Genomic DNA, 26,352 nt, shown 5'->3' with positions numbered 1-26,352 from the left:
AATCCCCGGCTTGCTGAATCCCCGGCACTGGCGGCGTATCTGGCGACGCAGCAACCGAAGGGACGGGTTCAAGCGCGCACCCGTGTACCGGAACCCGCGCCGCCCCCGCGTGTGTCGCCACACGGTCTGAAGGCGGCGCTCGGCGGCGGTGCCGCAGGCGTCGTCGCTCTCTGGGCCGCCCAAGTAGAGCCCTCGGCGCGGCTCGACGCGCTCTTGGCGACCGCCGCCCATCTGACCGGTCTGCTCGCCGGTTACGGCGTGCTCGTCATGCTGCTGCTCATGGCGCGCGTGCCCGCGATCGAACACGGCGTCGGAGCCGACCGGCTCGCGCGGTACCACGGGCGCGGCGGACGGCATGTCCTCACACTGTGCCTGGCGCACATGGTCCTCGCGCTGTGCGGATACGCCGCCCACACCGGCACCGACCTCTTCTCCGCCGTGAGGGACCTGCTCGGATACGACGGGATCGCTGCCGCCGCTCTCGGCACCGCGCTCCTGGCCGTCATCGGCGTCACCTCCGCGCGTGCCGTACGCGGGCGCATCTCGCACGAGACCTGGCGGGCCGTGCATCTGCTCACCTATCTGGTGGCCGCTCTTGCCTTCGCCCATCAGCTCGTGGGGCCCGACATCGCGGGCAGTGTCCTTGCTGTCTGGGTGTGGTCGATGCTGCACGCCACCGTCGCGGTGCTGCTGCTCTGGTACCGGGGCGTCGTGCCCGCGCTCCAGGCGCTGCGCCACAGCCTGCGCGTCCTCGAGGTTCGCCGTGAGGGCCCGGATGTCGTCTCCGTCGTCATGCAGGGCATCGGCCTGGACGAACTCCAGGCCGAATCCGGCCAGTTCTTCCGCTGGCGCTTCCTCCAGCGCAGGCTCTGGCGCACCGCGCTGCCCTTCTCACTCTCCGCGCCCGTCCGCGACGACACCCTGCGGATCACAGTCAAGGCGATCGGCGACCACACCCGGCGGATACGGCGGCTGAAGCCGGGCACCCGGGTGCTGGCCACCGGTCCGTTCGGGGCGATGACCGCCCACCGCCGTACGCGGCACAAGGTGCTGCTCATCGCGGGCGGTGTAGGCATCACGCCGATGCGGGCACTGTTCGAGACGCTGCCGGGCGGCCCCGGCGACATCACGCTCCTCTACCGTGCGAACAACGCAGCCCAACTGGTCCTGCGCGAGGAGCTGGAGGCCATCGCCCGCACCCGGCAGGCCGGGCTCCACTATCTGCTCGGGCCCTCCGACGCCTCCTTCGACCCGCTCGCGCCGCAGGCGCTGCGCACTCTGTTCCCCGACCTCGCCGAATACGACGTGTATGTGTGCGGGCCGCCGGGCATGGCGGACGCCGCGACCGCCGCGCTCACCAGGGCGGGCGTTCCCGCCGAGCGCATCCACTCCGAGAACTTCATCTACTAGGGGCAGGGAACCTCATGGCACGTCACCGCAGACCCCGCAAGGCCGGCCCCGGCGCCACCCGCCGATCCCGCCGGCAGCTCGCCGCCGGGCTGGTCGGAGCGAGCGCGCTCGCCGCAACGCTGCTGACCCTCACCGTCAACCCGTCCGCCCCACCCGCCCCGGACCGCTCACCCGCCGCAGGAACCTCAGACGTCGCTCAGTAATCCCGCAATTGATGGCGGACCTCTACGCCTGACGAAGCTATACGGAATGGCCCCGCCAGTAGTGGTCGGAACGCCTTGGCAAGCCGCACTGAGGCTCGTACTGGATGCCGGCGTCGGGACGCAGGCCGCATTCGACCCAGCGTCACATTCCCACGTGCGGACGGGTAGCGGAGGCATGATGGAGCGTGATTCTCCTCCATTCCTGTGAGAACTCGATGTCCGTGAGAGCAAGCAGTCGTTTGTTCTGGTCCGACAGCCGGCGGCGGACGGCCACGGTCAGCGCTTGGCGCTCGGGTTCGTGCGGTTCAGGCCGTGTGAAGGTGATCGACTCGTTGACCGCCACGGCGAGACCCGCCTCCTCCATCCAGTGACGGAGCAGCCTGAGGTCGGGGTTGGCGACAGGTATGCGCGAAACATAGCGGGCCAGTTGAGGGACCTCCGCAACTGTCGCTGGAGTGAAGTAGGTGGTGGTGTCCCATCCACGATCTCCGCAGCCGCTCGTGGACAGGGACCGGTAGACGAGCACCGGGCTTCTGGGCTCCAGCCCGAGGACTGGAACCACGGACTGCGGAATCGGGACGACGTGGAGCAACCCCCGGGCCAGTTCGACTCCAGGGAACGCAGCCTCAACCAATTCGGGCTCCATCGACTCTCCGCCGGTGGCAGATCCGTGCTGCTCCCGAGCTGCCACACGGGTGCCGCGGGAGTCGGTCACGACCAGGCGCTGCTGACGCAGATGATGCAGCGCGGCGCGTACTGTTCCGCGGTTGACTCCATACTGCCCGGCCAGGGCACGCTCTGGACCGATCTTCTCTCCTTGCGGCAATCGACCGGCCCCTATCTCTTGGGCGAGGTGGGACGCGATGCGTAAGTAGGCGGGCAACGCCTGCACGGCGGGAGCATGGGACTGGGACACAACTGACCTCACATCACGGAATGTGTATACGTCACGCGGGACACGCGATGAAAAGTATCAGTGGTCTAGACCTCGCGAAAGCGCTTGCTCAACACTTCCCCGGATAGGCATATGACGCCCGCCCTGTCCGGCTGCCGCACTTCGGAGCGCGCCCGAATCGCGCTTCATGACGGGGAGAGGCTCCACGGCCACCCGTAGGCGCCGAACAGTGCAACCCGGACAGCCCTCTCCCGCCGACCCCGCAACGCGGAGAAGTGGTCCGCAGCACCTCCCCGTAGCGGCAGCCCGCACACCGCCCACCCGAACTATGGTGTCCCGCCACATACGCCCCTGACCTGCCCCTTCCTACGGTATGGCGACACGGAAACGTCCCCGCCAACCGTCCGGAAGTGGTATCCATGGCCGCCCCAGCAACCGCTCCCCCACCCCCCTCGAACCTCCGCCGCGTCGTCGCGGCGAGCCTCGTCGGGACCACTGTGGAGTGGTACGACAACTCATCCGGACGGGGCTAGGACCTGCGGTTTTGCCTCATCAGCAGTCCGGAAGTCAGCACGGAACCAGCACCGGAACTGAACGGTGCGGTTGACCAGGCAGACAAGACCTCGACACGAAACAAGAAGGACGATGCAATGGCAAGCAGAAGTCACAGACCGTAGTCAATCTCCGGACTTCGCAGGCAACCTCGCGCGCCTACATCTACCTCGGCACCGTCACACTCGCAGCCCTTGTCATCTGGCTCAGAACGTGATCCGAGAAACAGTGCCTAGGTTAGTCATCTCTCAACCGTCTCGGCCTATCTGGTCCTGCCGACGGCGGAGCGGGAGCAAGCGTTCCGCCAGATCATGCGGGTCCTGCCGGACAGGTTCGAGATGGCCGCCGACATCACCGTCCACCTGGCGCGACGAGGATTGACCAGGACACCTGGCCATGTCGGCCCGTCGGGCGCCGCGGTCGGTTCGAGGGCCGGGGCCGGTTCGAAGCCGCGGCGACGCCTGACCGCCGGCGCAGGTGAGGGCGACGTACACACCGCCCTCCTCCGCTCGGACCGCCCGCTCTCTCAGTCGCCCGGCCGGTACCTGCGTTCGGCGTGTCCCCTCAGCTCGTCGGGATAGAAGTAGACCCGCCGCAGGTCACCGCTCGCGTAGCGCCCGACCTGGTCGGCGAAGTGCGGCGAGTCGGGGTGGCCGCTGACGCCACCCGCCGTCACCGCCCAGGCGCGCACACGCGGCCCGAACTCCACCACAGCGACGAAGCTGTTACCGCTGGTGCCGTAGTACCGCTTCGTACCCGGGTAGCTCTTGGCCCCGAACGAAGCCAGCGAGCCCCAGCGCGACGAGGCGAAGGGGACCGGGACGCTCGGTTTGTCGTCGCTGAACTCCTGGACGATGGCGCCGTCGTTGCGCTGGTAGCGGTTGATGTCGCCCCAGGGCACCTCCTGGCTGCCGAAGTCCCGCTCAAGTCGGGCCACTGCCGTGCCCAGGGCATCGAGGCGCTGGGTGTCCGAGGCGCGGTCGGCCATGTAGTCCCAGCCGGAGAGCCCGGCGTCCGCCGCCGCCTGGGCCGTCATGGCCCACAGGTCCTCGCCCCAGAACACGGCCACCGACATGGCGGTCGACTTGGCGGACCAACGGGTGTCCCAGCCACGCAGCAGGGCGATCGGGGCGGACAGCCGCTTCCTGCGCCCGCTACTCCGGGGCAGGGCGCCCCAGGCGGCGACGAGGCCGGGGATCAGCCGGGCGAACGCGGTGAGGTACGGGTCGAAGGCGGCGTCGATCAGCGTCCGGGGGGTGAAGTCCTTGCGCGCGCTCAGCACACGGATCGCCTGCGGCCCGCGAGGGTTCTCGCCGAACCGGTCGAAGTAGCGCGGGTAGTCGGCCGCGTCGGGGCTGTCGTCCCCCGCAGCGGTCCAGGGCCAGTTGTTGGTGTTGAACGCCCAGCCCGTCTTCGGGTTCACGGCCTGGGGCATGCTCGCCAGGCTGTGCAGGCCGTTCCAATCGGTCGCCGGGTCACTGCCGTCAACGGCCTTCAGGTAGTCGAAGCGCCCGTCACGCTTCGGCATGAACTGCGGCATCAGGAAGGCGATGTCGCCCTTGGAATCGGCGAAGAGAGTGTTGTTGGAGCTGTTCGCCTTCAGCTCCGCGACACCCATGTACTCGTCGTAGTCCCTCGTCTTGGTGCGCAGATAGCTCTGCTTCAGCGCGTCGACCGGTTTGTTCATGAGCGCGCACGCGATCCACTTGCCGTCCTCCTCGCGGACGATTGGGCCGTGGTGCGTGGCGTAGGTAGTGAACCGGCGCTCCTCCTGGCCGCCGTCCTCGGTGCGTACCGAGAGGATGACCTGCTTCGTCGTCACGGGGCGCAGCTCGTCGCCGTACCGGTAGGAGTACTTGCCGTCGTCGCCGGTCACGATCGTCTCGGCGAAGTTGTCGATGTTGTCGACGCCGCTGGAGGTATGCATCCAGCCGGTGTCGGCGTTGAAGCCCTGGTAGATGAAGAACTGGCCCCAGGTGGCGGCGCCGTAGGCGTTGAGGCCTTGCTTGCTCGTCACATGCTGCTCGGCGCGGAAGAAGAAGCTGGTGTGCGGGTTTATGAGGAGCAGCGCGTGACCGTCACGGGTGTGGCTCGGTGCGATCGCCATGCCGTTCGAGCCGGTGGGTTCCCGGAACGTCAGACCGAGTTCCTCTTCGGTCATCGGCAGGGTCCGCCTGCTGTAGAAGGCTTCGAACTGGCTGAGAGGGATGGACTCGATGTCGCCGCCGATACTGCCCTCGGAGAAGCTCAGCGGCATCCAGGGTTCGAAATGGCGGATGACCCGCGGGCGCACCTCGGGATGAGTGGCGAGGTAGTAGTTCAGTCCGTCCGCCCACGCCTGCGTCAGCGCCCGCAACCAGGCCGGGCAGCGCGCGTGTGCCTTCTGCAGCTCCTCGTGGTCGAGATAGAGCCGCTGGCGCAGGTCCTTCCATATCGCGCTTTCCCCCTCGGCTTCGGCGAGGCGGCCAAGAGCGACCAGGTAGTTGGTCTCGACTCGGTTGAAGTCGTCCTCGGCCTGGGTGTACATCATTCCGAAGACGGCGTCGGCGTCGCTCTCGCCCATCACGTGCGCGACGCCCCAGTCGTCCCGGGTGATCGTCACGCGTCCCACGTGTCTGCGCCAACGGGCGGCGGTAGGAGCGGAGTCCGCCGCGACCGCCGTCGTGGTAGGCAGGACCGCCGCGCCGACGGCCAGCCCGGCCGCCGTGCCGAGGACGCGACGTCGGCCCACCCCGGTGAACTGCGCGTCATGCATGAGTTGCCCCATTTCCCTACAAGCCTCAACGGTCCGTGACCCGAGGGAAGACGTCGACCTGAGGCACCGCGTATCCGGCGGCCGTGACGCCATGGCATCGGCCGACCTCACGGCACCGCCCTCTCCGCGCACACGGCATCGCCGAGCAGGCGACATGTACAGGTGTCACCGCCCGATGATCAGTTACAAGAACAGTCCTATCTGGTTGACCGCCCACAGACAAGACCTCGCTCTTCACCCGACGCGCCCCGCTCCCGACACGTCACCACTCTCAGAGCAGACGCAGGACGGGCGACGGGGCTGGCTGCCGAAGAGCGGCGGTGATTGAGGCCGCAGAGCAGTTCGCATCACCAGCAGTACCAGCAGTTCCCAGTCCCCCACTGGTAGACAGTTGGTCACCGTGCAAAGACCGGAGGAACCGAGCGCCATCAGGATCGCCCAGACGGACGCCTGAGTCCGGGTTCCGCAGGACATCGATAGTGAGGTGGTCTCCGGTCAAGCAACCGCGATCCCCGCACCCCCGACCCAGCTCAGGTCGGGACGGCGGACACAGAAGGTCGGCGCAGTACCAGGGCCGGCAGATGGTGTAGCAGTTCCTTCGGGCCCTGGTGCCATAGGCACCAGGGCCCCTCACGTGTACCAGAAAGAGGTGCGATGACCGCAGACGACCCGTTCGGCCGTCTCGACGACGACTACCCCGCCCACACCATGGGCCGGGCCGCCGACATGCTCGGCACCACCCAGAGCTTCCTCCGCGCCATCGGCGAAGCCCGCCTCATCACCCCGCTCCGCTCCGCCGGCGGACACCGCCGCTACTCCCGCTACCAGCTGCGCATCGCCACCCGCGCCCGCGAACTCGTCGACCACGGCACTCCCATCGAGGCCGCCTGCCGCATCGTCATCCTCGAAGAAGCACAGCGCATCAACGCCGAACACCACCGCATGGCCGAATCGGGGAACCCACCGACCGCAGTCTGAGACGGCCAGGGCCTCTCGCCAGAGCTCTGCCGCCACCGCCCAGCGTGTGGCCTCAGGACCAAGAGCGGTCGCCCACTGCTCGAATCGGGGCCCTGACTTCGGCCAGTCCGCGTAGGCGGCGGGGCCTGCCGCCACAGGCGCGCTCAGTCCGTGAGGAAGGTGCCCTCGGAGCAGGGGCGGCAGACGAAGACGTAGCCCAACTGGCCGCCGAGCTTCATCGCGGTCTGCTGGTCGATCCCTTCCTCCAAGTGTGCAGCGAATTCCGTCGTGCCGGAGCAGGAGGGGCACCCGGGCAACCGGTCGTCGTCCAGGTAGGAGGGGCTGCCGCCGAGCGATCCGAGCACCTCGCGTTGCTTCCCGAACCTCTCGCCGGGTTCCCGCTTCCACCCTGAACGGGCGAGGTCGTATGTGCCGCGCGGGAGATCGTCGCCGTCATCCTCCTCGGGTTCGAGCGTCACAACTCGGGTCGTGATCGCCGACACTGCGGGCAGCAGTGTCACACCCTTCTCGGGTACGGCCACCGGTACCAGTCCCGTGGGCGGGAAAAGAAGGACCCGATTCGCCCCGGAGGTCGCGTCCCACATCTCGCAGGCGCCCGGATCGTTCTGGCACACGAACACGGACAGGACGCCGTACTCGACCGGCAGATGCGCGAAGAACTGCATCGGGCCTCCGCAGTGGTCGCCGCACACCGGCCAGGTGAACCCCTCGGGGGCCAGCGGCACACCCCCGGTACGTGGCACGTCTGCATCGGGCGCGGCCGTGCCGTCGTAGATCATCAAAGTTGCCTGCATGGAGGAAGGCTACGGGCAGTCGGCGGCTCTGGATCCATCATGCACTGGGCGCCGTCGCGGATCATCCCGATGTATCCCGAGGAGGAAGCACTCCACGAGCCTTCGGTCGGAATCGACATGACGATGACCGCGGGCATCGTGGACGCCCCGCCGCTGCTCATCCTCCGTACGGTCATGACGCCGCCCACCAACGCCGACCCCCACGAAGCCGAGCCGCGCAACCTCTTCATACAGACCGTGCTGCAGAACGGCTTCCGCCTGGTCACGGCCGAACTCGACGACGCCGGACCGCTGCAGGAATGGACAGCTGTCGCGGTGTTCCAGCCCCTTGAAGGCCGTCTGCTGCAGCCTCGTCTGCTGCTCGAGGTGCTGACCCGGCCGTGGAGTTGTTCTACCGCGGCACACTCCCGCGGCCGCCCGCCGGCTGAGTCAAGGCCGTACTCAAGCACCGCCAGGTCCTGCTGCTCGCCGGGGACATCCCAGGCCGCCAGAAAGACAAGGCAGACCAACTGCGTGAGACGCTGGCCCTGGCCGCCACCACCGGCCAGCTGACCGGTGCCCAAATCGCATACGGCCACCCCGACGACTTCGGTTACGGCACCGCCAACGCGTCATAACTGTTCAACACCGAGATAACGACCTGATGGTTGGTCGAATACCAGTAGTTCTTCGGCTTGAAGTCATCGCCGGGTTTGTTCGCCCTCTACGGGCAGAAATAGGAAACGGAGCAGACGTCGTGAGTGATACAACCGGGTCGGTGCGCATGTACTGCCTCTTTCACGGCAAGCGGCTCGCGATGGAACTCAAGGGCGAACCGGGGGTGCTCGTAAGCACCTCAACCCCGCCGCCGCTGCCAGGGGAAGCACCGGTCACGCATCCGTTCGCCACCGCAACGTTCCACGTGGCCAAATGCGAGGGCGAGCTCGGAGCGCTCCTGCGCGAGGCATCCGATCTCCATGCATTCCTCGACGCTGCCGAGCGTTCCGGCTACGCGGTCGAGACGGTCGAGGACCGCACGGCACCACTGCCAACTCCCGCAGGCGGAAGCGACGCGGCATCCGAGGGCGTCGACCGGCTCATAGTGGTGGGCAGAGCGCACTTCGCTCAGCTCAGGACCGACCCGGTACTGAACGTCATCGAGCTGCCGGACGGGCTCGGCGTCTGCCTCGTGCACGCCGTACGCGGCGGAGGCAAGATCTACGTTGCACCCGACGAATCGACGCTGTTCGCGGGGTCCGCGGTCGACTTCGAGACGGGCCTCGACGCGTTCCGCGACGGCGCCCGCACGCCGCTCGAAACGTTCGACATCGACCACGGCGGAGCGAACGCCTGACGGCCGCCCCGGCTCGAAGAGCTGCTCCTGCGCCAAACCATCACGCGGCCGGGCAGACGTTGTCGGGCGGCCAGGGTGCGTCGCCGGACCAGTCCCAGCGACGCCTGCGGTGGTCCCTGATGCCCGGCACGTGACACGCCTGACACCAGGCACGACACCTGACGGCGTTCCGCCAACGAACCCGCCGGACATCACGCAACCACCTGGAGTACTACTTGTCCCGCTCGGGCACCGCGAAGCCAGCGGCGGTAAACGGGCCAAGGACCGCGCGATACTGATCCTCGGTCAGTTCTCCGCGCCTGTGCCGGCCCGTGAGGCGATGGCGCAGGCGGCCTTGCTCTGCGTGAGAAGACCTGAATGAAGCAGGCGGTCGTGGGATCCACGGAACGTACCTCCTGTGTCGTGCGGACAGCGGTCAGGCTACGGTCCGGGTCGGACAGCGCTCGGCGGCTGGGGCAGCCCGCGCGACACGGACGTCACGGTGCCGTTGGACTGCACTCCCCCGAACCGGGCCCGTCCTCCTCGATCAGGAATCCGGGTGGTGGCGGCGGAGGCAACCGCGGTCCCCGCTCCAGAACTCGGCGGATGTGCGGTGGCACCGGAGCTTTGACAGACGGGCTTGCCGGACCACGCTCCGGAAAACAGGCCGTCATACCGCTGCTGACGTGCACCAACCCTATCTCCGGTGAGCCCCCGATGCCGGGCTGGCGTTCATACTCCGTCTCTTGTCCACAGTTGACGCAACGCATTTCTCACTCCTGCTCCTGGGCCGGCCACCGCAAAAATCGTGGCACCTTGGTCCACCAGCGGCTCTTGATGTTCCTGGGGCTCGCGCAGCCCCACTACTTGGTCGTCGACGTTCCCCGCGCGGTTCCACGGGCGGCGTCGCCGCCACCAGTGAACTGCACGCTGACGCCCCCGGTGGCGGCGTCCTCCCAGCGTTCAGCCCTCGTCGACGTACTCCCAGAAGACCGGCCAGTTCGGTGCCCAGCCGCCCTGCTTGCGCAGCTTCCGGTGCGCTTGGCGCGCTTGTGCCACGCCGTGACGAGTGTCCGCGGCGGGCGGAGTGGCCGTCGAGCCGCACGCCTCCGGCTTCGAGAGGACCGCCTCCTCCACGAGGCCGAGGCCACCGATGGCGGCCCCCGCCGCATCTGCGACCTGTTCGGACTGGCCGTAGGGGCGGCTCTGCGCTACGCCGGCACCACCGACCAACCCGCCTCGTCGAACACAGCCTCCGCAGCGCGGGAGACGCACTGAGCCTCCGTCAGCCTGAAGTCGCAGGTCAAAGGGCTGGTGTGACCGATGCTCTGTGAGCTCGTGCCGGTCCTGGGCGAGAGTCCGCTGAGAAGATCGTCTGTCAACGGTTGACTTCGAGGTTTGTCAGAACGAGCAGGGCGCGCAGAAGCTCGGTGGCGCGGGCGGGGTCGGTGCGGAGTTTGGTGAGGGTCCGCCAGTTCTTGAGGTGCGCGAAGCCGTGCTCGACCGGTGCGCGTCCGTTGGCGAGGACGCGGTTGGCGGTCTTCTGGCCCGGAGTGAGCTTGTGGGTGCGGCTGGCGGTGTAGCCGGTGACGACCACGGGGTCGAGGATGTCGTTGTCCAGGCCGCGGAAGCCGAGGTCGGCCACTGCCCCGAGGCCGGCGGCGCGCAGGTGGGCCAAGATGCGGTCGCGGCGGGCGGCGGTGTTGTCGTGGGTGCAGCCGGGCCGGGCGGCGGATATCCAGATCAGGCGGCCGCTTTCGTCGGTGAGGGCGAGGAAGTGCAGGCCGTGGCAGTGGTGCTTGCCGGAGTAGTTCCGCCAGTCGGCCTTCCCGGTGCGGCGCTGGGTGCGGATGAGGGTGCCGTCGATCAGGACCGCCTCCCCGCCCTGCTTAACGACCCTTCTCAGGGCGCGGCCCAGGCGCGGCGCTTGGGCGGCGAGCAGTCCGATCAGCTCGTCTCGCCAGCGGCGGACGGTGGACTCGGACACGTTGTTGCCGCCGGCCAAGTCGGCCAGGCGCTGGTCGTGGCGCAGTACTGCCAGGACGATCACTGCGATCTTCCCCGGCGGCAGGATCCGCCATCGGGACCAAATCACCTTCAGATGGCGCCGCAGCAGACCGGCGAGGTGGTTGACGGTGCGCGTGGACAGCGACAGACGGCACTGATAGGTAAGCGGGCAGGTGTCCTCGGCGCGCTCTTTAGTATTCGTCACACAATTCCAACGGCTGGCGAGGGCAACCTGGTTACGACTGCGCAGCACCGCCTTGTGTCGGCCTTCCTGATCACAGGCGGGTGGTGAACCGGCCGTCGGGCAGTTTCCGCAGCCAGCCGCGATCGACGAGTCGGACCAGCTTCCCGCGCAGCGGTTCCAGCTTGGCACGCACGCTGACGTCGAGCATGGGCCCGACGCACTCCTGGTCGAGGGCGCCCAGAGCCTACGGGCGGCAACGGCCACCGTGCGGGGTCCGCCGGAGGAAACCTTCACCGTACGGAGTCAACCGACCAGTTCCCCCTCGGCGGCCCGCTGCGCGTACTCCCGGGCGATCGCCCCGTTCGGGGCGATCACCTCCGCCGCCCGGTACGCCTCCGCGGCCTCGCGGGTGCGACCGAGGCGGTGCAGCGCGTCCGCGCGGACAGCGGGCACGGCGTGGTTCCCGGCCAGCGCCTTGGGTGAGCCGAGGGCGTCGACAGCGTTCAACTGCGCCTGAGGTCCGTCGCGCATCCCGAGGGCGACGGCGCGGTTGAGCGCCACGACCGGGTTCGCGCGCAGGGCGAGGAGACGATCGTACAACGCCACGATCGCCGCCCAGTCGGTCGCTGCCGCGACCGGGGCGAGGGCGTGCTGCGCGGCGATCGCCGCCTGGAGCGCGTACGGGCCGTCCGCCGCGACGGCCTCGCGGCCCAGGGCCACGCCCTCGGCGATGAGCGTCCGGTCCCACCGGGTCCGGTCCTGGCTTTCCAGCGTGACCGGCCCGCCGTCGGCATCGAGCCGGGCGGCGCGTCTTGAGTGCTGGAGCAGCAGCAGCGCGAGGAGCCCCCGCGTCTCCGGCTCGTCGGGTGCCTCGGCCGCGACGAGCCGGGCGAGCCGGACGGCCTCCTCGGCGAGGTTGTCGCGGACGGTGCTGCCGTCGCTCGGTGCGTAGCCCTCGGTGAACACGAGGTAGATGACGGCGAGTACCCCGTCCAGCCGTTCAGCGCGCGCCCCGGGTGGTGGCACTCTGTACGGGATTCCGGCCGCCGCGATCTTGCGTTTCGCCCGCAGGATCCGCTGCGACACGGTGTCCTCGCCGACCAGGAAGGCGCGGGCGATCTCGCGCGTGGTCAGGCCGCTGACCGCCCGCAGCGTCAGCGCGACCCGGGATTCGAGGGGGAGCGCCGGGTGGCAGCAGGTGAACACCAGCCGCAGCCGCTCGTCCCCGGGCGGCCGCGGTTCGCGGACCGCCTCGTGCGCAGCGACCTCGGAGAGCTTGCCGCGCTCGGTCGCCCGGCGACGCAGCACGTCAAGAGCGCGGTGCCGCGCGGCGGTCACCAGCCATGCCCCCGGCCTGCGCGGCACCCCCTCCTGTTCCCAGGCCGGCAGGGCGCGGGCGAACGCCTCCTGCGCGCAGTCCTCGGCGAGCTCCCAGTCGCCGGTCATGCGCACGATCGTGCCGAACACGACGCCCCACTCGCCGCGGTATGCCTCGGCGAGCGCCGCCCGCACCTGTGCCGGCCCGGCCCTCACGAGAGGTCCGTGCAGAACTCGCGCAGCTCGAGGATCCCGGACCGCGCCATGGGGCAGCGGGAAAGGTAGTCGATCGCCTCCTGCCAGTCGCCGTCGACGAACACGATCCCGGACACCCATTCCGGCACGTCTGTGTACGCGCCGTGGGTGACCAGCAGTTCCCCTCCCCGTCGGCGCACGAGCGTGGCGTCCTCCACGGGACGCAGGTGCTCGCCGCCGAGACAGCGGCCGGAGGCGAGACCGTCGCGGACCCAGTCGGCCACCGCGGCGGGCTCGGGAGTGAAGGGCGGTGCGCCCGGGTCCGTCCGGAAGATCCCGAGGAAGCGGGAGGCGGGCGCGTCACCCTCGTGCGAGACGTTCCCGGTGCCCGGTCCGAGGTCGATCGGTTCGACCGGCCGGATCTCGATGCGTCCGCCGCTCGCCATCGGGTGCGACGCGGCCACCTCGATCGCCTCGTCGAGGTCGGCGGCCTCGATGAGGTCGTATCCGGCGATCCACTCGGTCGTCTCGGCGAACGGGCCGTCGGTGACCAGCACCCGGTCGCCGCGGACGCGCACCGTCCTGGTCTCGGCGGCCGGCCTGAGCGGCATTCCCTCGACCCGGACGCCGCGGTCGTTCCACTTATCGACCCATGCTTGTGGGTTCTCGTCGGTCGGTTCCCCGGCGGGGTCGGTGGCAACGAACAACACGTACTTCATGACCGTTCTCCTTTCGAGTGTTTCATGAAGACGACGAAGAGCCTTCGCGGAATCCGACAACTCGGCGAAGATTCCGACGACCGTATCCGCGTCGGACGACGAGAGCGCGGCCGAGGCGGTCCGGGTCACGCGTGGCCGCGGGCGACGGCCCCTTCCTGCCCCGGCGACCGGGGCGAAGTGCACCCCTTCGCCGCCCGGTTGCTGGCACACCGCGGGGACGGTGCCCTGGAGAGCTCGGGACGAGCCCGCGCCTGGAGGCCGGATCACGCGGGTAGACCTCGCCGTGACCCGGGGCGCTAGGGCCGGTGCGCGGCGAACGGCACGTGGAACGCGTTCTACGGTGCGTATCCCTCCAGCCGGGCGGCCAGTTCCTGAGGACGGCTGAGGAGAACGTAGTGACCGCCGTCGATCTCGTCGGCGGTGATCCCCAGACGCTCTTGTACCACCCGGCGCATGAACGGGGCCGGGAAGAACCGGTCCTCCCGGCACAGCAGGAACGTCGTGGGTACGTCGGGCCACGACGTCAGAGGCCACGGCTCCTCGAAGGGCGTGCCCGACTGGCGGCGCTGTCGACCGAGCGCCGCCGCCGCGAGAACGGCTGGTACGTCCCCGTAGAACAGACCGGTCTCGTCTGGTGCGCGGCCCTCGTCGTGCGCGTCCCGCTCGCGCCGGGCCTGCTCGTAACCGGTGTTGGTCCACCAGTCCGCAGGTGTCTCACCGGTTGCCGGGACCATCGCCGTTACCAGCACCAGCCGGTCGACCCGCACCCGCTCGCACACCAGCGGTGCCGTGAATCCCGCGAAGGAGTGCGCCACCAGCACTACACCGCCGCCATCACGGCCCCGAGCGCCGACGGCGTCGACGACCGCGTCGGCGTACTCCAACAGTCCAGCTGAGTCGTCGTCGTTCGGCAGATCAACCACAATCACGTGGTGGCCCCGGTCCCGCAGCGCGGCCTCCACCAGGTGCCAGTGCCACGGGGTGCCGGCGGCGCCGGGGATCAGGACGTAGGTCGCCATCGTCAGCAGTCCTCCTCGTGTCCTCTGCGTCCGGCGTGGGGTGCGGGATGAGCATCACCGCTCGTCCGCCCACCTGTCCGGGCGTCGGCGCCGCCGCGGCGCGTTCATCAGCGAGCTGTTCGCTCATCCGCTCAAGGACCCGTTCGGTGACGGCGAGTTCATCCCGCTCGGCTCGTACCTCCGTCAGCTGCTTGGCCAGCTGTTCCTCGAGTTCGTCCAGCTCCGCCGGCCACGCGATGATCCGTTCCAGCAGCTCGGGATCCATGTACCGGATCGTAGAAGGCCGCCCGGCCCCAGCGAGCAGGAATCAACGAACCGTCCGGCTCCGTCAGACGATCTACTCCTCAGACAGCAGCCCCAAGCCGCGCTGTTCTCTAACGTCAAAGTCGGGGTCACTGCGGGCAAATGATCTCTACCGAAGGCAGCCCACGACCAGCACAAGCACCTGGAACAGTGTCACTGGGCCGGGATCGGCTGGGTCAGATTCACCGGGTTACCGTCGGGGTCCTGAATGTGGGCAACGCGCTGTCCCCACGGCATGTCCTTGGGGCCGCTGCGGACCGAGCCGCCCAGAGCAACCACGCGGCCGAGCGTCTCATCGACGTCGTCGACACCGATACTGAGCAGCATCCGCGGTGCCGCCGCCCCGGCCCCGAGGTCCGGCTTGGCCACCAGCCCGAGATCGGTGTCGCCGATGCGCAAGCCGCGGTAGAAGGCCGGACCTTCCTCCGGTACCCGGAAGATCTCCTCGGCGCCGAACAGCTTCGTATAGAAGCCGAGTAGGACGTCCTGCTCGGCTGTAAGGATCACTGGCTGAATGGTGGACATGGCACTCCTATCGAGAACGGTCGTGTCACTGGGTAGACCGTTCACGGACGCTGAACTCATCGGCAAAGCCGCCCTGCCAGACGATCTACGCCCCAGACTGCCGCCCACGACCAGCGTGAGCACCCCGAGAACCGGTCACACCAGCCCCTTGACCTGGGGTTTCAAGTTGGCGGAGGCTCACTGCTCCCCGCGCACGCGGGGATGGTCGATCGTGCAGTCGTCGCGGATGTCCTGGTGCAGGCCGCCCTCGGCTTCCTCGCCCGACAGCAGGCCGCCAGCCTGAGCTGCCAAAGGTCTCAGCGCGAAGTCCTTGGCGACCCCAATCGCACCGGCCGCGCCCAGGACGACATGCTCGGCGTTGACCAGGCCCACCCCGCCTCCGCGGCACCCACTCCACAACAACGCTGACTCGGCAAGCAATCAAAGCTCCATCGACCGCTTCTGCTCCAGCCGCTCCGAGCAGCGCCGGCGTCCGATTCGCTCGCGCGTTGTGCCGCCCCTCTTGCCAGCCCTTCTTCAGCCGCCGCAAACCGGCCTTCGCAGTCTCCATTCCGAGGACGCCACCCGCCCGCCACCGGGATGGGTCCATACCTGCGGCAGCGTCGGCCCCGCCGTCCTCACAGCCCCCTTCGAGACTGAGACACGCGCCTCACGGGTCTGCAGAACGGACGCGCCCAAACAGAACCTCCAGCCGTCCGCTCCGCACCGAATTGCCCGACTCCAACGCAGCGTAGTCAGCACCAAGTCAGCACGGGAGAGGTGAAGACGGGTGATGACGTGGGCTTTTAGTCAGCACCGAACCAGCACGGGAGTCAGCACCGCCCTCGCAAAACATGCCGAACAGTGCAACTTGAACAGCCGCCTCCCGCCCACCCCCACAAGGCAAAACCAGGTCCGCAGCACCTCCCCGTAGCGGCAGCCCGCACACTGCCCACCCGAACTATGGTGTCCCGCCACATACGCCCCTGACCTGCCCCTTCCTACGGTATGGCGACACGGAAACGTCCCCGCCAACCGTCCGGAAGTGGTATCCATGGCCGCCCCAGCAACCGCTCCCCCACCCCCCTCGAACCTCCGCCGCGTCGTCGCGGCGAGCCTCGTCGGGACCACTGTGGAGTGGTACGACTTCTTCCTCTACGGATCGGCTGCCGCGCTGGTCTTCAACAAGCTGTTCTTCCCCGGGTCCGAACCGCTCGTCGGAACCCTCCTCGCCTTCCTCACCTACGCGGTCGGCTTCGCCGCCCGGCCCCTCGGGGCCCTGGTGTTCGGGCACTACGGTGACCGGCTCGGCCGCAAGAAGCTGCTGGTGCTGAGCCTCCTGCTGATGGGCGGCGCGACCTTCGCCATCGGGCTCCTGCCGACACACGCCACCATCGGGCTGGCCGCCCCTGTCCTGCTCACCGTTCTGCGGCTGGTGCAGGGCTTCGCCCTGGGCGGCGAATGGGGCGGGGCCGTACTGCTCGTCTCGGAGCACGGTGATGCCAAGAGGCGTGGGTTCTGGGCGTCATGGCCCCAGACCGGAGCACCCGCGGGGCAGTTGCTGGCGACCGGGGTGCTCTCCGCGCTCACCGCGCTGATGTCCGACTCCGCCTTCGAGGCGTGGGGCTGGCGCATCCCCTTCCTGCTCTCCGGGGTCCTCGTGATTCTCGGCTTGTGGATTCGTCTCTCTGTCGATGAATCACCCGTGTTCAAGGCCGCCCTGGCCCAGGCCGAGCAGCGCAGGACCGCGGCTGCGACGGCCGAGAAGATGCCTCTCGTCGCCGTGCTCCGTGATCACTGGCGGGATGTGCTGATCGCCATGGGCGCCCGGATGGCCGAGAACATCAGCTACTACGTGATCACCGCGTTCATCCTCGTGTACGCGACCACGTCCGCGGACCTGAGCAAGCAGACGGCGCTCAACGCCGTGCTCATCGCGTCCGCCGTGCACTTCGCCGTGATCCCGGCCTGGGGCGCGCTGTCCGACCGCATCGGGCGCAGGCCGGTCTATCTGGTCGGCGCGATCGGCGTGGGGCTGTGGATGTTCCCGTTCTTCGCGCTGATCGACAGCAGGAGCTTCGGGAGCCTGCTGCTCGCCGTCACCGTGGGGCTGGTCTTCCACGGCGCGATGTACGCACCCCAGGCGGCGTTCTTCTCGGAGATGTTCTCGACGCGCATGCGCTACTCGGGTGCGTCGATCGGAGCCCAGTTCTCGTCGGTCGCCGCGGGCGCCCCGGCACCGCTCATCGCCACGGCCCTGCTCGCGGACTTCGGCACGTCGACGCCCATCTCCCTGTACGTCATCGCGGCCGCGCTGATCACGGTGCTGGCGATCGTCTGCGCCAAGGAGACGCGGAACAGGGACCTCAGCGACATCGACGCGGATGCCGGAAAGGGTGCCGGAGACGTCCCGGGTGCCCGGACCGCACTGCCCGCCGACTCCCGCACCTCCTGAGCCGTTCACGCCGAGGGGCCGGCCACCACCTGTCGGGTGGTGGCCGGCCCCTCGGCGTCGTGCCGCGTCAGAGGCCGGGCTCGGGCGTGGGTTCGAACCAGGTGGGGCCGTCGGTGAGGGCCTGCTTGATACGGAACAGGGAGAACTCGTTCAACGGCGGCAGGGAGTCGACGGGGAACCACGCCACTTCCAGCGACTCGTCGTCGTTCACCCGTGCCTCGCCGCCGGTGGCCCGGCAGCGGAAGGTGATGTCGAGGTACTGGCACCGGTCGCCGTTGTCGTACTGCACGGGCTGCAGCGCCTGGGTGAGCACCACCCGCTCCGCGACGCAGTGCACGGCGGTCTCCTCGTACACCTCCCGCTCCGCGGTCGCCGCGGGCTCCTCACCGGGCTCGGAGATGCCGCCGATGACGGCCCACTTACCGGTGTCGGACCGCCGGCCGAGCAGCACTCGGCCCTCGTCGTCGAAGACGATCGCCGTGATGCCGGGCAGCAGCAGCAACTGGTGCCCGGCGGTGGCGCGGATCTCGCGGATGAAGTCGGGAGTAGCCATGCGGCGAGCCTACGTGGCCGCGGGGGCGTTCCCGGGGCGTGCCCTCCGGTCGTTCCTGGCACGCGCGGACCGGATCGCCACCCAGCCGAGGCCGGCCACCGCGAGCAGCGCCAGGATGCCTTCGGGAAGGGGACCCATCCGCGTGGCGGGCGTGAGCGAGGACCGCAGCGGCACCTCGTCGACCAGGGCGTCCGCGGTGAACATCCCGGTCTTCTGCACGATGGTGCCGTCCGGCCGGATCACCGCGCTGACGCCGCTGGTGACGGGCACGACGACCGCCCGGCCGTGTTCGACCGCACGCACCTGGGACATCGCCAGCTGCTGGTAGGTCATCTCGCTGCGCCCGAAGGTCGCGTTGTTGCTCGGCACGGCGATCAGCTGGCCGCCGTTCTTGACGGTGTCACGCACGGCGTCGTCGAAGGCCGCCTCGTAGCAGGTGACGAGCCCCACCTTGGTGCCCGCCAGATCGAATACGCCGACCTTGCTGCCGGATCCGAAGTCGCGCTGGACCCGGTCGACGTCCTTGCTGAAGATCCGCACGAAGGACCGCATGGGCATGTACTCGCCGAACGGCTGGATGTGCCGCTTGTCGTAGGTGTCCACGGGGCCGCTGTCCGGGTCCCACTCGATCAGGGTGTTGCGGAGGTTTCCCGTGTCGGGCGCAAGCACGGCACCGATGACGGTGGGGACACCGATGGCCTTGACCGCCTTGTCGATCACGTCGCGGGCGTCGGCGTTGCGGTACGGGTCGAGGTCGGAGGAGTTCTCCGGCCACAGGACGAAGTCCGGCTGGGGCACCTTCCCCGCCTTCACGTCCTGGGCCAGCTGTTCCGTGCGCTTCGCGTGGTTGTCCAGGACCTGCCGGCGCTGGGAGTTGAAGTCGAGGCCCAGGCGCGGCACGTTGCCCTGGACGGCGGCGACCGTCGCGGTGCCGTCCTCGGCGGAGTCGTCGACGAGCGGCAGGGCCGCGAGGGCGGCGACGACGGGGACCGCGACGGCTGCGGCCGCCGCCGCGACGGCGATACGGGGTACCGCGCCGGTGGCGCGGTACCTGCGGAACTGTCGCAGGGCCTCGAAGAGTCCGAAGCCGCACAGCACCACGGCGAAGGAGAGAAGCGGGGTTCCGCCCAGCGCGGCGAGCGGCAGGAACACACTGTCCGCCTGGCCGAAGGCGATCCTCCCCCAGGGGAAGCCGCCGAACGGCACGCGGGCGCGGACCGCTTCGTCGAGTGCCCAGACCGCGGCAGCCCAGAAGGGCCAGTACGCGAGCCGGGAGACCGCGGCGATCCCGACGCAGCCCACCGCGATGAACACCGCTTCGGCGAGCGCCAGGGCGAGCCACGGGACGGGGCCGACCTCTTCGCCCGTCCAGTGCAGCAGCGGGAGCATGAAGCCGAGACCGGCCAGGAGGCCGAGGCCCAGCGCGGCGCGCAGCCTGCGCGCGAACAGGACCCATCCCAGCAGCGCGAACCCTGGCAGGACCAGCCACCACAGGGGCCGGGGCGGGAAGCTCGCATAGAGCAGTGCACCGGACAGGACGGCTGCGGCAGGCCGGACGAGCCGCGGCCACAGCTTCCTGCTGCGGGACACGGGTGCGGACGGCGGTTCGACTGTGGTGATGGTGGCGCTCACCTGGCGGAGTCTACGGTGGGCGGCTGTGGGAGCGGCATCCCGCTCCGGCCGTCACGACTCCGCGGACTTCCCGGTGGTGCTCAGGTGCAGCCGGTCGCGGATGAACCGTACCGCCGCTTCGGCGTTGTCCACCGTGACGGTGAAGGTCCTGCCGTCGCCGAGTCTCAGCACCAGCCCCTCGCCCCGGCGCACCACCACGGCGGTTCCCTGCTCGGGGCGCCAGCGGTAGCCCCAGCCACCCCACTGGCGCGGGGTGACCTGGGGGGCGAAGTCCGCGCCGACCACATGGGTGAGCAGGATCCGGCGCCTGGGCAGTCCGACGTGGCCGCAGCGCACCTCGAGGGCGTCACCGTCGACCTTGACGGCCACGTGGACGAAGGCGAGGGTCCCGAACAGGATCAGCAGTCCGGCGGCGAGGCAGCCGATGACGGACATGAGCAGGGGAGCGATTCCGGCACTCCAGGCCGAATCGACAGCGAGTTCGATGCCGAGCGCCAGGCATCCGGCTCCGGCGGCCGCGAGCAGCCACTGGAAGCGGTTGCGGGCCCTTCCCGTCCAGATGGTGGCCGGGGCCTGGCTCGAACCGTGCCTCGCACTGCCGGGGTGGTCCGTCATGCCAAGCAGCGTACCCACGTTCCGCGTCCCGAGGAGGGGGTCCGCGGGCCAGGCATGCCGCGCTGGACGGTCAGATCGCGGGGCTGACGGCCTTGAGGAGCAGGCCCTCCGCGTAGGCCAGAGCGGGTTCCGGCAGGTCGGCGGAGTGTCCGCCGAGGAGGACCGTGAGGGTGCCGACCGGTTCGGCCGACGGAGCGGGTTCGGAGCCGATACGGCGCAGCGCCTGTGTGGCGACGGCCTCGGCGGAGCCGTGCAGGACGACCCGCGGCAGGCCGGGCTGCTGCACGGCGGCGCGGATGCGCTCGGCCACCAGCTCGTAATGGGTACAGCCGAGGACCACGTCCGTCACGCCGGGCGGGGTGAGGGCGGCGGCAGCGGCCACCGCACGGTCGATCCCCGCCTCGTCCGCGTGCTGGACGGCGTCGGCGAGTCCGGGGCAGGGGACTTCGGTCACGTCCACCGATCGGGCGAAGTCGCGGATCAGCCCGCGCTGGTAGGGGCTCCCGGTGGTGGCCGGGGTGGCCCAGATGGCGACGTGGCCGCCGCCCGCCGCGGCGGGCTTGATCGCGGGGACCGTGCCGATGACCGGCAGTCCGGGTTCCAGTTCGGCCCGCAGGGCAGGCAGCGCATGGACGGAGGCGGTGTTGCAGGCGACGATCAGAGCGTCCGGCCGGTGCGCCGCGGCTGCGCGTGCCACAGCGAGCGCGCAGGCGGTCACGTCCTCGGGAGTACGGGGGCCCCAGGGCATCGAGCCGGGGTCCGAGGACAGCACCAGATCGGCGTCGGGCCGTATCCGGCGCACCACGGCAGCGGCGGCGAGCAGGCCGATTCCCGAGTCCATCAGTGCGATCTTCACCCGGTCACCATAGTCGACAGCCCTTGCGGCACCGCCGATGTGGGGCAGACTTCGGCGGATGAGCGCCGTTGCCTGGATCGCCGTGGGTTCGCTGGTCGTGTGGGTGTGGCTGCTGCTGGGGCAGGGGTTCTTCTGGCGGACCGACCAGCGGCTCCCCAGGCGTGCCGACCCGGTGCGCTGGCCGTCGGTCGCCGTGGTCGTGCCCGCCAGGGACGAGGCCGAGATGCTGCCGGTCAGCCTCCCCTCGCTGCTCGCCCAGGACTATCCGGGGGACGCGGAGATCTTCCTGGTCGACGACTGCAGCGAGGACGGCACCGGCGAGCTCGCACGGGTGCTGTCGGTGAGGCACGGGGGACTGCCGCTGACGGTGGTGTCGCCGGGTGAGCCGGAGTCCGGCTGGACGGGCAAGCTCTGGGCCCTGCGGCACGGAATCGCGCTGGCCAGACAGCGGAAGCCGGAGTTCCTGCTGCTGACCGACGCGGACATCGCGCATGAGCCGGACAGCTTGAGGGAACTGGTCGCCGCCGCCGGGGACGAGGGGGCGGGCGGCTTCGATCTGGTCTCGCAGATGGCCCAGCTGCGGGTGACGAGCACCTGGGAACGGCTTGTCGTGCCGGCCTTCGTCTACTTCTTCGGGCAGCTCTACCCCTTCCGCCGGGTCAACAGGGCGGGCAGCCGGACGGCGGCCGCTGCGGGCGGCTGCGTGCTGCTGCGCACCGGGGCCGCCGAACGGGCACGCATCCCGGAGTCCATCCGGCAGGCGGTGATCGACGACGTGTCACTGGCGCGCGCGGTGCAGCGCAGCGGGGGCCGGATCTGGCTGGGGCTCGCGGAGCGGGTGGACAGTGCGCGGCCCTATCCGCGGCTCGCGGATCTGTGGCAGATGGTCTCGCGCAGTGCGTACGCGCAGTTGCGGCACAGCCCGCTGCTGCTGGCCGGGACCGTTCTCGGCCTGGGTCTCGTCTACGTCGCCCCGCCGGCGACGCTCGCCGCCGGACTGCTGACGGGCGATGCGGTGGCCGCGTGGGCGGGCGCGGCAGCGTGGGCCGTGATGGCGGGGACGTACATGCCGATGCTCGGCTACTACCGTCAGTCGCTGTGGCTGGCACCGCTCCTGCCGTTCACCGCCGTCCTCTACCTCCTGATGACGGTGGACTCGGCGGTGCAGCACTACCGCGGCCGCGGTGCGGCCTGGAAGGGGCGTACGTACGCCCGTCCCGAGGCCGCACCGGAACCCTGAGCCCGGCCGGGGTCACTTGCGGCCGGGGGTCCAGTTCATTCCCCAGCCGTAGGCGGCGTCTATGGTCCTCTGGGGACTCACCCCGCGCTGCGGGACGAGATAGCGTGCCTCCCGCTGCACCGTGAGGTCTCCCCCGTTGTTGGTGATCAGCGCGAGAGCGCAAACGGTGGAGGGCACGGTGCATTCATCGAGAGAGAAGTCGATCGCCGCTCCGTTCTGTGGCTGCAGAGTGACGGTGGCATGCAGATCGGCGAAACTCCGGGCGCCTTCGTAGATGGTTACGAAGATCAGAACGCGGCGCAGCCGGTCCTTGTGGTCGAGGTTGACCGTGAGGTTCTCGCCGGTGGAGAGCGCGCCGGTGCGGTCGTCTCCGTCGAGGTGGATATAGGGGGGCCGCCGGAGATCGCCGAAGGCGTTTCCGAGGGCCTGCACAACTCCCTTGCTTCCATCGGTGAGTTCGTACAGCGCGCAGAGATCGAGATCGAGGTCGGCGTGCATGGCGACGGCCCTGCCGAGTTTCGCGCCCCAGCCCTTGAACTGCTTGCGCACTTCCCAGTTGAGATTGACGCGCAGGGCCCCGGAGGTACCGCCCTGTTTCGACAGGGAGACGGACGGCGCCTCCTTCGTCAGGGTGACCTTGGTCAGCCTCACCGGCTGCGTGACAGGGGGTGCGGCGGGAGGCGCGACCGGGGGCGCGACCTGCGGGACGGGGGCGGCCTGGGGTGCGCGGTAGGGCGCCGGGGGCGCCTGCGCCGGCTGCGGGCGGGGGACCTGCTGAGGTGGTGCAGGCTGCTGAGGTTCGTCGACGGAGATACCGAAGTCCGTCGCCAGTCCCCCGAGTCCGGTGTCGTACCCCTGCCCGACGGCCCGGAACTTCCACGCGCCCTGCCGCAGGTACAGCTCACCGAGAATGAACGCGGTCTCGACCGTCGCGTCCGCGCTCTCGAAGCGAGCGATCTCGGAACCGCTCGCGGAGTCCACGATCCGTACGTAGAGGCCTGTCACCCGGCCGAAGGTGCCGCCGTCGGCCGAGGCCACCACGACCACGCGGTCGATCGCGGGCTCCACTGCCGCGAAGTCGACCACGAGGCTGTCGGTGACCGCGTCACCGGCCGTCCGCTTGCCCTCGTGGCGCACCGCGCCGGATGCGTGTGCCGGCTGGTTGTAAAAGACGAAGTCCGCGTCGCTGCGTACCTTTCCCGACACGAGAAGTAGCGCCGAGGCATCCACGTCCGGCGCCCCGGGGGAGGTCCGCCAGCCCAATTCGACCTGTACGACCTGAGCAGGCACAGGAACATTGGTTCCCTTTTGCATGGTCATGCTCGCCCCCATCACGAGTCCGGCTGCCCGGAGAGTTTCACGCCAACCTAATCCCCGGCCCGCCGAGGAGCCCACAGTACGGCGGAGACTGCTCCCGGCGATCCGCCGGTAACCCCCCGTGAACTCGCTCTTTACACGATCACAACGCGGCTCGGTGCCCCTTTTTGCCAAGTTCGCTCGCATTGGGGAACGCGGTTCACTCACAACGCGTAAAACAACCCTCTTATCGGACTCCCCAACCAGCACATCGTGGGCTTAACTTATGTGTCATGACCTCCCCCCGCTCCACCTACGGCGGCGGCTACTACGCCGCGCCGTCGTTCCCCGACACCCCGATCTACGACTCCCTGGTCGCCGAGCGGGGCACTCCTCAGATCGCGCCGATCCGAGTCCCCGCCGCGTACGACACGGGCAACAGCTATCTGCCGGCCCTGCCGTCGTCGCTTCCCGCCCTGCCCGCGGCCCCGTCCAACGGGTCCTACGGCTACCCGCAGCAGGCGCCGCAGCCGCAGTACCAGAACGCGGGCATGCAGCACGCGCAGATGCAGCCCGCACACCTGCAGCACGCGCCCGCCCCGTACATCCCGCAGCAGCCCTCGGCGCCCCGCGGCTACCAGCAGCAGCCGCAGCGCCCCGGCACGGGTTACGAGTCGATGCGCCCGGCTTCGCCCCGGCCCGCCCCGACTCCGTCCCCGTACGAGGACCCGTACAACCGTCCGTACCAGGGCCGGGGGTACTGAGCAGGCGTTATTGCCCGCTGTCGCGGATTCGGCTGGCAAAATGGATGCATGGTCTCTCCCGTACTCAGGGCTGTCCACATCCACCCGGTCAAATCGCTGGCGGCGTGCGCGGCCGAGCAGGCCGTCGTCGAGCCATGGGGACTCGGCGGCGACCGTCGCTGGATGCTGATCGACGTCCGGGGCAAGGTGGTCACCCAGCGTCAGCAGCCGGGCATGGCCCAGCTGTCCGCGATGCCCCTGCCCGGTGGCGGGGTGACCGTCTCGGCGCCGGGGAGTGCCCCGCTGACCGTGGACGTGCCGGAGCCGGTCTGCACCGTCGGCGCGGAGCTCTTCAGGGACAAGGTCGAGGTGGTGGAGGCGGCCGAGGCCGCGCACGCCTGGTTCAGCGCGCGCCTCGGTGCGGAGGTCCGGCTCGTCCATCTCGACGCGCCGTCGCACCGCAGGCCTGTCGACCCGGCGTTCGGGCGCCCGGGCGAGACCGTCTCCTTCGCCGACGGTTACCCCCTTCTTCTCACTTCGTCAGCCTCGCTGGATGCGCTCAACGCACTCGTGGCACGCGGTGACCACCCGGAGGAGGGCCCGCTGCCCATGAACCGCTTCCGGCCGAATGCGGTCGTGGACGGGACGGCCCCGTGGGCCGAGGACGACTGGGACCGGATCGCGATCGGGGAGGTCGCCTTCCGCGTGGCGAAGCCGTGCGGCCGCTGCATCGTGACCACGACCGACCAGCGGACGTCGAAGCGCGGCAAGGAGCCCCTGCGTACGCTCGCCCGCCATCGTCTGGTCGGAAGGGATCTCCTGTTCGGCCAGAATCTGATCCCGGAAGGCACCGGGGTGATCCGGGTCGGGGACCCGGTGCGGATCCTCGGCTGAACGCCGGGCCACCCGGCTCCGGACGGGAACCGGCCGGAGTGTCCCGGACGTTGGACGGCGTGAGGTTGCTCTCTCTTCGCCGCCCCAGCAGGTGATCAACGCCGTACCGGGCTATGACGGATACGGAAGGGGGTGCATGACTGTGCGAGCAGTCCTGGGAATCCGGCGGTGGCGGCACAATCCCCTGTGCAGGCCCACCGACCGCCATGAGGCATGGGGGGCACTGGCAGCGCTGCTGCTGATGCTGATCGCCGCCCCGGTGCTCGGCTGGCTGTGCGGTTCAGTCACCGACGAGGCCCTCCAGCAGGCAGTGCGCGCGCAGCACGCGCAGCGGCACCTCATCACGGCTGTCGTCGTGCGCGGACCCTCCGGCGTCTCGCGCTTCGCCCAGGACCCCGAGGCCGCCGTCGCGGAGAGCACCGCGCGGTCCTCCGCTGTGGCCCGGTGGCAGGCCCCGGACGGGACGGCCCGCACCGGCAGAGTGTCCACGGCGTCCGAAGTCACCGCCCCCGGGGCGCGGATACGGATCTGGACGGATGACCAGGGCCGCCCGGTGATACGCCCGATGGACACATCGACGGCGCGCACCCATGCGGTACTGGCCGGAATCGGTGCGACCCTGCTCGTTGCGGGTCTGGTGGAATCCGCACGCCGACTTGCCGTATGGCGCATGATGCAACAGCGGTACGGTCGGCTCGACCGGGCCTGGGCCGAAACCGGTCCCGACTGGGGCCGGACCGGGACGGGCAGCTGAACCCACCGGTGCACGACGTCGAGTGCCGGGCCGCTCCATCGGTGTCACCGACCTCATGAGCAGCCGACTCGTCAACTCGCCACCGCCGCGCGCGCTACGGTGGACCGGCCCGCCCGACTCCTCGGCAGGCGGGCCCGGAGCTGCGTAGAACCGGTGGCACGGGTATG

The 26,352-nt window shown here is 69.6% G+C and carries 26 protein-coding genes; 11 read left to right on the top strand and 15 right to left on the bottom strand.

From position 1 onward, the window contains the following. Window positions 1-111 precede the first annotated feature (111 nt). Window positions 112-1,410, top strand: coding sequence for a ferredoxin reductase family protein (locus OG257_RS34235; RefSeq protein WP_329213827.1), 1,299 nt, complete (start codon window positions 112-114; stop codon window positions 1,408-1,410). A 14-nt stretch (window positions 1,411-1,424) separates the two neighbouring features. Beyond that, window positions 1,425-1,613, top strand: a complete 189-nt coding sequence (locus tag OG257_RS34230) for a hypothetical protein (RefSeq protein WP_329213825.1) — start codon at window positions 1,425-1,427, stop codon at window positions 1,611-1,613. A 142-nt stretch (window positions 1,614-1,755) separates the two neighbouring features. Here the strand turns inward: OG257_RS34230 and OG257_RS34225 are convergent, their stop codons facing one another. Further along, entirely contained in the window at window positions 1,756-2,505 is a 750-nt protein-coding gene (locus OG257_RS34225; RefSeq protein WP_329213823.1) for a winged helix-turn-helix domain-containing protein, read from the bottom strand. Window positions 2,506-3,586: 1,081 nt separating this feature from the next. Further along, a complete protein-coding gene (locus tag OG257_RS34220; protein WP_329213821.1) occupies window positions 3,587-5,815 on the bottom strand; it encodes a penicillin acylase family protein in 2,229 nt (742 codons plus the stop codon). Window positions 5,816-6,469: 654 nt separating this feature from the next. Between OG257_RS34220 and OG257_RS34215 the strand changes: the two genes are divergently transcribed. Then, the gene (locus tag OG257_RS34215; RefSeq protein WP_329213819.1) at window positions 6,470-6,793 is read left to right on the top strand and encodes a helix-turn-helix domain-containing protein; all 324 of its coding nucleotides are present in this window, start codon (window positions 6,470-6,472) and stop codon (window positions 6,791-6,793) included. A 143-nt stretch (window positions 6,794-6,936) separates the two neighbouring features. Here OG257_RS34215 and OG257_RS34210 read toward each other — a convergent pair whose 3' ends face one another. Next, complete coding sequence (locus tag OG257_RS34210) at window positions 6,937-7,587, bottom strand: hypothetical protein (RefSeq protein WP_329213817.1); 651 nt, start codon at window positions 7,585-7,587, stop codon at window positions 6,937-6,939. Window positions 7,588-7,626: 39 nt separating this feature from the next. Here OG257_RS34210 and OG257_RS34205 point away from each other — a divergent pair, with 39 nt between their 5' ends. Next, window positions 7,627-8,139: a hypothetical protein gene (locus OG257_RS34205; RefSeq protein WP_329213815.1), complete on the top strand. Its 513-nt coding sequence runs from the start codon at window positions 7,627-7,629 to the stop codon at window positions 8,137-8,139. 184 nt (window positions 8,140-8,323) lie between these two features. Continuing rightward, window positions 8,324-8,920, top strand: coding sequence for a hypothetical protein (locus OG257_RS34200; protein ID WP_329213814.1), 597 nt, complete (start codon window positions 8,324-8,326; stop codon window positions 8,918-8,920). Window positions 8,921-9,862: 942 nt separating this feature from the next. Here the strand turns inward: OG257_RS34200 and OG257_RS34195 are convergent. The 5 genes from OG257_RS34195 to OG257_RS34175 form a co-directional block, all read right to left on the bottom strand. Then, window positions 9,863-10,132, bottom strand: coding sequence for a hypothetical protein (locus tag OG257_RS34195; protein ID WP_329213812.1), 270 nt, complete (start codon window positions 10,130-10,132; stop codon window positions 9,863-9,865). A 145-nt stretch (window positions 10,133-10,277) separates the two neighbouring features. Continuing rightward, window positions 10,278-11,111 (bottom strand): transposase family protein, encoded by an 834-nt coding sequence (locus OG257_RS34190; RefSeq protein ID WP_329213810.1) that lies wholly within the window; start codon window positions 11,109-11,111, stop codon window positions 10,278-10,280. Between the two features lie 282 nt (window positions 11,112-11,393). Then, window positions 11,394-12,623, bottom strand: coding sequence for an RNA polymerase sigma factor (locus OG257_RS34185; RefSeq protein ID WP_329213808.1), 1,230 nt, complete (start codon window positions 12,621-12,623; stop codon window positions 11,394-11,396). Further along, on the bottom strand, window positions 12,620-13,321 hold the full coding sequence (locus OG257_RS34180; RefSeq protein WP_329213806.1) for a YciI family protein: 702 nt from the start codon (window positions 13,319-13,321) through the stop codon (window positions 12,620-12,622). Before OG257_RS34180 ends, OG257_RS34185 begins: the two co-directional genes overlap by 4 nt. Before the next feature lie 335 nt (window positions 13,322-13,656). Then, window positions 13,657-14,340 (bottom strand): alpha/beta fold hydrolase, encoded by a 684-nt coding sequence (locus OG257_RS34175; RefSeq protein WP_329213804.1) that lies wholly within the window; start codon window positions 14,338-14,340, stop codon window positions 13,657-13,659. A gap of 40 nt (window positions 14,341-14,380) precedes the next feature. Between OG257_RS34175 and OG257_RS34170 the strand changes: the two genes are divergently transcribed. Next, entirely contained in the window at window positions 14,381-14,749 is a 369-nt protein-coding gene (locus OG257_RS34170) for a hypothetical protein (RefSeq protein WP_329213802.1), read from the top strand. A gap of 47 nt (window positions 14,750-14,796) precedes the next feature. Here OG257_RS34170 and OG257_RS34165 read toward each other — a convergent pair whose 3' ends face one another. Together OG257_RS34165 and OG257_RS34160 are read right to left on the bottom strand one after the other, a co-directional pair. Beyond that, window positions 14,797-15,168, bottom strand: coding sequence for a VOC family protein (locus tag OG257_RS34165; protein WP_329213800.1), 372 nt, complete (start codon window positions 15,166-15,168; stop codon window positions 14,797-14,799). A 177-nt stretch (window positions 15,169-15,345) separates the two neighbouring features. Beyond that, on the bottom strand, window positions 15,346-15,540 hold the full coding sequence (locus OG257_RS34160; protein ID WP_329213799.1) for a hypothetical protein: 195 nt from the start codon (window positions 15,538-15,540) through the stop codon (window positions 15,346-15,348). Between the two features lie 661 nt (window positions 15,541-16,201). Between OG257_RS34160 and OG257_RS34155 the strand changes: the two genes are divergently transcribed. Then, window positions 16,202-17,602 carry an MFS transporter gene (locus OG257_RS34155; protein ID WP_329213797.1) on the top strand — a complete coding sequence of 467 codons (1,401 nt, stop codon included), beginning with the start codon at window positions 16,202-16,204 and terminating at the stop codon, window positions 17,600-17,602. Window positions 17,603-17,669: 67 nt separating this feature from the next. On the opposite strand, the gene OG257_RS34150 is transcribed toward OG257_RS34155, so the two are convergent. The 4 genes from OG257_RS34150 to OG257_RS34135 all read right to left on the bottom strand — a co-directional run bounded on the left by OG257_RS34150 (window position 17,670) and on the right by OG257_RS34135 (window position 21,258). Beyond that, the gene (locus tag OG257_RS34150; protein ID WP_329213795.1) at window positions 17,670-18,155 is read right to left on the bottom strand and encodes an NUDIX hydrolase; all 486 of its coding nucleotides are present in this window, start codon (window positions 18,153-18,155) and stop codon (window positions 17,670-17,672) included. A gap of 9 nt (window positions 18,156-18,164) precedes the next feature. Continuing rightward, window positions 18,165-19,787 carry an apolipoprotein N-acyltransferase gene (gene lnt / locus OG257_RS34145; RefSeq protein WP_329213793.1) on the bottom strand — a complete coding sequence of 541 codons (1,623 nt, stop codon included), beginning with the start codon at window positions 19,785-19,787 and terminating at the stop codon, window positions 18,165-18,167. Between the two features lie 51 nt (window positions 19,788-19,838). After that, entirely contained in the window at window positions 19,839-20,402 is a 564-nt protein-coding gene (locus OG257_RS34140) for a hypothetical protein (protein ID WP_329213791.1), read from the bottom strand. Between the two features lie 70 nt (window positions 20,403-20,472). Beyond that, window positions 20,473-21,258 carry a glutamate racemase gene (locus tag OG257_RS34135; protein WP_329213789.1) on the bottom strand — a complete coding sequence of 262 codons (786 nt, stop codon included), beginning with the start codon at window positions 21,256-21,258 and terminating at the stop codon, window positions 20,473-20,475. 58 nt (window positions 21,259-21,316) lie between these two features. On the opposite strand from OG257_RS34135, the gene OG257_RS34130 reads away from it, so the two are divergent. Continuing rightward, complete coding sequence (locus tag OG257_RS34130; RefSeq protein WP_329213787.1) at window positions 21,317-22,498, top strand: glycosyltransferase; 1,182 nt, start codon at window positions 21,317-21,319, stop codon at window positions 22,496-22,498. Between the two features lie 12 nt (window positions 22,499-22,510). On the opposite strand, the gene OG257_RS34125 is transcribed toward OG257_RS34130, so the two are convergent. After that, a complete protein-coding gene (locus tag OG257_RS34125; RefSeq protein ID WP_329213785.1) occupies window positions 22,511-23,830 on the bottom strand; it encodes a TerD family protein in 1,320 nt (439 codons plus the stop codon). 257 nt (window positions 23,831-24,087) lie between these two features. On the opposite strand from OG257_RS34125, the gene OG257_RS34120 reads away from it, so the two are divergent. From OG257_RS34120 to OG257_RS34110, 3 genes are all read left to right on the top strand, one after another. After that, complete coding sequence (locus tag OG257_RS34120; protein WP_329213783.1) at window positions 24,088-24,558, top strand: DUF6643 family protein; 471 nt, start codon at window positions 24,088-24,090, stop codon at window positions 24,556-24,558. A gap of 48 nt (window positions 24,559-24,606) precedes the next feature. Next, on the top strand, window positions 24,607-25,431 hold the full coding sequence (locus OG257_RS34115) for an MOSC domain-containing protein (RefSeq protein ID WP_329213781.1): 825 nt from the start codon (window positions 24,607-24,609) through the stop codon (window positions 25,429-25,431). Between the two features lie 136 nt (window positions 25,432-25,567). Next, window positions 25,568-26,185, top strand: coding sequence for an Rv1733c family protein (locus OG257_RS34110; protein WP_329213779.1), 618 nt, complete (start codon window positions 25,568-25,570; stop codon window positions 26,183-26,185). Window positions 26,186-26,352: the final 167 nt, after the last annotated feature.

The sequence above is a fragment of the Streptomyces sp. NBC_00683 genome, from assembly GCF_036226745.1.
Taxonomy (GTDB): domain Bacteria; phylum Actinomycetota; class Actinomycetes; order Streptomycetales; family Streptomycetaceae; genus Streptomyces.
The sequence above is the reverse complement of the archived record's forward strand: the minus strand, read 5'-3'. Positions and strand labels throughout refer to the sequence as shown.

What these genes read in the sequence shown, in the direction of transcription:
- OG257_RS34230 (WP_329213825.1), top strand. Translation starts at nt 1,425, where the DNA reads ATGGCACGTCACCGCAGACCCCGCAAGGCCGGCCCCGGCGCCACCCGC.
- OG257_RS34220 (WP_329213821.1), bottom strand. Translation starts at nt 5,815, where the DNA reads ATGCATGACGCGCAGTTCACCGGGGTGGGCCGACGTCGCGTCCTCGGC.
- OG257_RS34215 (WP_329213819.1), top strand. Translation starts at nt 6,470, where the DNA reads ATGACCGCAGACGACCCGTTCGGCCGTCTCGACGACGACTACCCCGCC.
- OG257_RS34210 (WP_329213817.1), bottom strand. Translation starts at nt 7,587, where the DNA reads ATGCAGGCAACTTTGATGATCTACGACGGCACGGCCGCGCCCGATGCA.
- OG257_RS34205 (WP_329213815.1), top strand. Translation starts at nt 7,627, where the DNA reads ATGCACTGGGCGCCGTCGCGGATCATCCCGATGTATCCCGAGGAGGAA.
- OG257_RS34180 (WP_329213806.1), bottom strand. Translation starts at nt 13,321, where the DNA reads ATGAAGTACGTGTTGTTCGTTGCCACCGACCCCGCCGGGGAACCGACC.
- OG257_RS34175 (WP_329213804.1), bottom strand. Translation starts at nt 14,340, where the DNA reads ATGGCGACCTACGTCCTGATCCCCGGCGCCGCCGGCACCCCGTGGCAC.
- OG257_RS34165 (WP_329213800.1), bottom strand. Translation starts at nt 15,168, where the DNA reads ATGTCCACCATTCAGCCAGTGATCCTTACAGCCGAGCAGGACGTCCTA.
- OG257_RS34155 (WP_329213797.1), top strand. Translation starts at nt 16,202, where the DNA reads ATGGCCGCCCCAGCAACCGCTCCCCCACCCCCCTCGAACCTCCGCCGC.
- OG257_RS34150 (WP_329213795.1), bottom strand. Translation starts at nt 18,155, where the DNA reads ATGGCTACTCCCGACTTCATCCGCGAGATCCGCGCCACCGCCGGGCAC.
- OG257_RS34140 (WP_329213791.1), bottom strand. Translation starts at nt 20,402, where the DNA reads ATGACGGACCACCCCGGCAGTGCGAGGCACGGTTCGAGCCAGGCCCCG.
- OG257_RS34130 (WP_329213787.1), top strand. Translation starts at nt 21,317, where the DNA reads ATGAGCGCCGTTGCCTGGATCGCCGTGGGTTCGCTGGTCGTGTGGGTG.
- OG257_RS34125 (WP_329213785.1), bottom strand. Translation starts at nt 23,830, where the DNA reads ATGGGGGCGAGCATGACCATGCAAAAGGGAACCAATGTTCCTGTGCCT.
- OG257_RS34120 (WP_329213783.1), top strand. Translation starts at nt 24,088, where the DNA reads ATGACCTCCCCCCGCTCCACCTACGGCGGCGGCTACTACGCCGCGCCG.
- OG257_RS34115 (WP_329213781.1), top strand. Translation starts at nt 24,607, where the DNA reads ATGGTCTCTCCCGTACTCAGGGCTGTCCACATCCACCCGGTCAAATCG.
- OG257_RS34110 (WP_329213779.1), top strand. Translation starts at nt 25,568, where the DNA reads ATGACTGTGCGAGCAGTCCTGGGAATCCGGCGGTGGCGGCACAATCCC.